Consider the following 4,523-nt stretch of genomic DNA (forward strand, 5'->3'; position numbering starts at 1 on the left):
CCCCCTGTAATTGTTCCAGAAAGCGGTCACCAATAGCATCCGCAACGAACCTATTTTGCAGTGACTGCCCTAGAATGTCAGACGAAGACGTTGAAAATAAAACCTGCTGCTGTTGGTTATAGATGGTTTCTTCTGCCGTCTCGATATTGGATTTTTTAAGAAATGTACTAAAACGTTCTAAGTGTATATTTAGCGTCAGCACGCCGTATTTGACTGGAGCTGCAATACTGACCGTCGATTTTCCCGTTTTCGGATCTTGATAAAAATCGGTCACGCTGGTTTGTTTCGTTTCCATCACAAGAGTAAACCATTGCGTCTTACGCGGGTCGCTCTCGGTCACGTCTAACATGCCATTTTTTGCAGAAAACCCAGTGCCATCAACAAACGCGATAACCACATCGTCCACGCTGTCTGTTTCTGCCATTAAGCCTAACGCTGTCACCATCTCTTTGGGGCTGCGCCTTGTTTGGAAGTACTCTGCCGAACGTTCCAAATTACCAACATTAGACGCAAGCCATTGCTCTATCTTGTAAGACTCTAAGCTCAAGCCCAGCTCTATTTTCTCAATCAGATTTTTCTCTAAATCTTGCTGGTATTTACTAAACAAAACCATATTGCTAACCGCAATACCGGCCACCATTAACATGATGGATCCAATGATTATTTTTTGCTTAAACCCGATATTGTTCATCCATGTAGAAAACACTCTCTCCCCCTTATCCAAAGTTATAGTTAATGAAAACATCTCATTGAATTAATACGCCAGAGCCCTAGCGTAAATAAGGCTCTGGCATCTGTTCCAATCAATTGACGCTATTAATGTCCATCACCATCACTCGAATTTCAGTGCTCGATTTAGCTTCATAAATAACCCCCAAGTCTTCGTTGCCTGCCGCTCCTTTATTTGGAAGAATAACAATGTCTGAATAAGCGCTGTACCCATCACGAAATTGGGTTCGCTGGGTAAAGTTGTACACACCACTGCCGTTATCCGTCGCACTCCAAATAGCCAAATCATTGCGATCTGAACTAACGGCGCCATTGCCTTGTGGGCCAGACATCAGTACGCGGTCGTTACCGTATCTCACTAATCCAATATCAACTTGGTCAAGTTTAAAAAACAAAGCGCCATTCACTGAGTTTCTGGTTTCTTCAATCACTTTCCAGCTAATACCGTTATCTTCGCTGATATAGTGGTAGCGATTAAAATTACCCGTTCCCGTGACTCCATCGTTACGTGCTGAAAGTAAAATGCGTCCATCGTTAAGCTGAACCATATCGGCTTCACTTGGCTCTTGGGCGTAGGTCGGTGTTTGTTGGCCTGCCTGCCACGAAACCCCATAGTCATCGCTGTAAATAGAAACCACCGACAGTTGTTCAAACGCATCTAGAACAATTGCAGGGAAAATCAAACGCCCCGAATTCAGTTGAATCCCTTGCCCCGGGCCTGCATTAATACTCTTCCAACCTGGGTCACCATGCCCACCATTGGCCCCAGTCTTAGCCCAACCTTGTTCCGCAGGATGGTTAATCACACTACCGTCGACTCGGCGCATTAAAGAAGCATCAAACTGAGCCACTGCAGTGTTAGCAATAGAAAAGTCGATGGTTTTATAAGCTGAACTGCCCGAAGTCGACGAGCACCCATTACCCCACGTGACCGTTTTACCGCTATGAGACTGACCGCCCCAACCACTCGCAATCAGCGTCCCATCGACGTAAAAGCTCGCACTACTGCCACTACCGACAATTTGATAATCATGGTAGCCACCAATATCAAAATTAAGTGGGTATTCGATGTTGCTCCCATTTCCATATAAAACCGCTTTGACTGATTTATCATCATTTACGACCAAATCAACAAGGTAACGAGTATTGCCATCACCATAATATTGGACGTTACATGCTCCATTCGCGACTCTAGAGTTCCAATCGAGTTGCCAACCGGAGGCTGCTGCCTGCGCTACTTGGCTAGCGCTTGGTGTATAAGACCATGTGGCTCTGCCGTTATGAGTCGAATCACCATTTGCAAACCAGTTCACATCGCGGACTTGATCTAAAACATCCGTTTCTGTCGACCACGTTTGTCCGTTGTCGTCACTGATTTTGAACAATAGCTTATGGTTAGGATCATCAAATGGAACACAACTACGGTTTTGGGCACAATTTATGTCCCACTTCGTATAAAAGACGAATATTCTGCCATTACTGGCATCTAACATCGGGCGAGGGTCAGAGTATGCCTCGGCTGAATTTTCTTGGATCACTTGGTACGCAGACCATGTCTGGCCATTATCTGTCGAACGACGGCTCTTTATACTTGTTGGAGCACCATTTCCGGGATCTCCGGATGTTCCTCTTCCTTCCGCAAAAGCGACTAAAGACCCATCGGCCGCGACGACCATAGACGGAATACGATAATGGCTACTGCCACCTTCTCCACCTTTAAAAACGATGGTATCGCGAATGTTAGGAGCAACGGCGTTAGCTTGAAAAGTTACGAGTAAGGATGAAGCAATTGCAACGCTCGCTAACAGGTTAATTCCTTTTAAACAATGTTCTCTATTTTTCACTTTAATTCTCCTTAAATAGAACGGAGAACAACAAGCACCAACTGCTGATGTTTACTATCAATAGACAATAACCTCAGAGGCTTCACGCCTCTGAGGTAAACCATCAAAGTGTTTGCTGTTCAATTGGTCCTAAATCAAACCGAACCCATTAAATAACGTTTAGGGTCGGCTCTTTACGCGTAAGTCACCTATAGGGGGAGCGGCTTATGCGTGCCAATTAATCAAATAACAACTTTGTAGTCCTTGTCCTTTTGCGTTTTCACCTCCAATGATAATTAGACCTTGTTCACTGGAAATCGAGATGCCATAAGCTTGGCCTGTGGGCAGTTCACCTACCCGCCGCCATTGTTGCTCCTGTAAACACCAAACATCACCAGCATAATGCTTGCTTAACCCTTGATGGGTATACCACTGCTTTTCTCTCGCTTTCTTCTGGCTACCGATGAAAAATGCGCCTCCGGCAACCAAATACTGGCCTTTCACCAGCCCGGCATACGCGCCGGCTAAACCTTCATGCTCTTGGGGGGAATCTTGAATGCTCGGCAACGTAGTGCTCTTCACTTCTTCTATGGACAAAAAAGTAAATTGTTTTACTTGGGTACTGCGCAGCCCAGGTTTGATTTCTCCGTCTACCAACACCACCTGATTGTCATCTTGTATTAGGCTCGCACCACAGTTAGCTGGAAATGGATTTTCTGTTAGGATTCGCCATTGCAACGTTTCGCAATCGAACAACCAAATGTCCTGATTCCAACCGTACTGATCCGGTAGCATCGACATAAATTCAACCAAAGCGGCTTGATGTTTTTCGGGTTCAAGCGCTGAGTCTATCTTGCTTAGCTTCGCTAGAAAGTCATCAAATAAGGGCTTGTTATATCCTCCCCAAAACGCGATTTTTCCAGGTGCGATTTCACAACCGCTAGCACCGAGTAAACCGACTGGGATCTCCGATTCGACCGTTTGCCATTCGTCGTTTTCAATATCAAACCAGTGAATATCCGTAAGCACTTGGACGCTCTCACAACCTTCCTGTAATCCGGCGCCAGAGAACACCCAAATGGCACTACCACTCGCGACCATGACGGCATCATTCCTAACCACACCAGTAAACGCTGCCATCAATTTCCAACCACGTTCAGTTGCGTTCAAATCTAGACTATAAAACTGCGTTCCTGCACTGCCCAACCCTACGAAGATTCGGTCGCCAATTCGAGCACCGACAGCGTTTTTAATTTCAACGGGAAAGTCAGGATACGTAACGATAGAAAATGACATACTTAACCCCGTAAATTAATGAGTGACTTGAACAGCTTTGCCGTCCCAAGAAAGCAAATACACTTCTTTACGTGCCGCACGCTTACTATCTTCTCCGCCAATCACCAATACACCCTCATCAGTGGTAAAAGAAGCCCCATAAGCCAGGCCATATGGTAAATCGGTAGATTGCGCCCAAAGCCCATTTTTCAACACATACGTTTCAGGATTAAACGCTTTACCAAAACCGTTATGCGCAAACATTTTCCCTTGTTCGAATGCCCCTTTCGCGCCATGGAAGTTAGCGCCACCCGCCACGATCACAACACCGTTACTTTCTCCGGCGAACGCGCCTGCAACGCCTTCTTGAGTCTGTTGGTTTGATGGCTTAGGCAAGTCATGTAAGCTCATCCAAGGTTGAGACGCACCAAAAGCAAACTGCTTCACTTCAGAAGTTCTTAGTCCTGGCTTTATCTCACCGCTCACCAACGTCGCCTTAGCACCTTGCTTAACCAAAGCGGAACCACAGTTAGGCAGGTAAGGAGAAGAGCCTAACTCTTTCCATGTCCCGGTTTCAGGTGTATAGCTAACAACGTTTGAATTCCATTTGTAATCTAGTGGCTTCATTCCCATGTAGTCATCGACTATTTTTTGCCATTTTTCAGGCTGATCTTCTCTGCTTGTCGTATTAATGTC

At 45.6% G+C, this 4,523-nt stretch carries 2 protein-coding genes and 2 pseudogenes; all 4 read right to left on the reverse strand.

Features of this window, described 5'->3' with window-relative positions:
• A pseudogene (locus AB4496_RS14105) lies at positions 1-706 on the reverse strand (cache domain-containing protein); the annotation flags it as partial.
• Between the two features lie 97 nt (positions 707-803).
• Complete coding sequence (locus AB4496_RS14110; protein WP_102257796.1) at positions 804-2,573, reverse strand: exo-alpha-sialidase; 1,770 nt, start codon at positions 2,571-2,573, stop codon at positions 804-806.
• 204 nt (positions 2,574-2,777) lie between these two features.
• Positions 2,778-3,848, reverse strand: coding sequence for a YjhT family mutarotase (locus AB4496_RS14115; RefSeq protein ID WP_102257795.1), 1,071 nt, complete (start codon positions 3,846-3,848; stop codon positions 2,778-2,780).
• A gap of 15 nt (positions 3,849-3,863) precedes the next feature.
• Positions 3,864-4,523, reverse strand: a pseudogene (locus tag AB4496_RS14120) (N-acetylneuraminic acid mutarotase); the annotation flags it as partial.

Origin of the sequence: Vibrio sp. 10N.222.46.A1 (assembly GCF_041473595.1) — a bacterium.
GTDB classification, from domain to species: domain Bacteria; phylum Pseudomonadota; class Gammaproteobacteria; order Enterobacterales; family Vibrionaceae; genus Vibrio; species Vibrio tasmaniensis_A.

What these genes read in the sequence shown, in the direction of transcription:
- AB4496_RS14115 (WP_102257795.1), bottom strand. Translation starts at nt 3,848, where the DNA reads ATGTCATTTTCTATCGTTACGTATCCTGACTTTCCCGTTGAAATTAAA.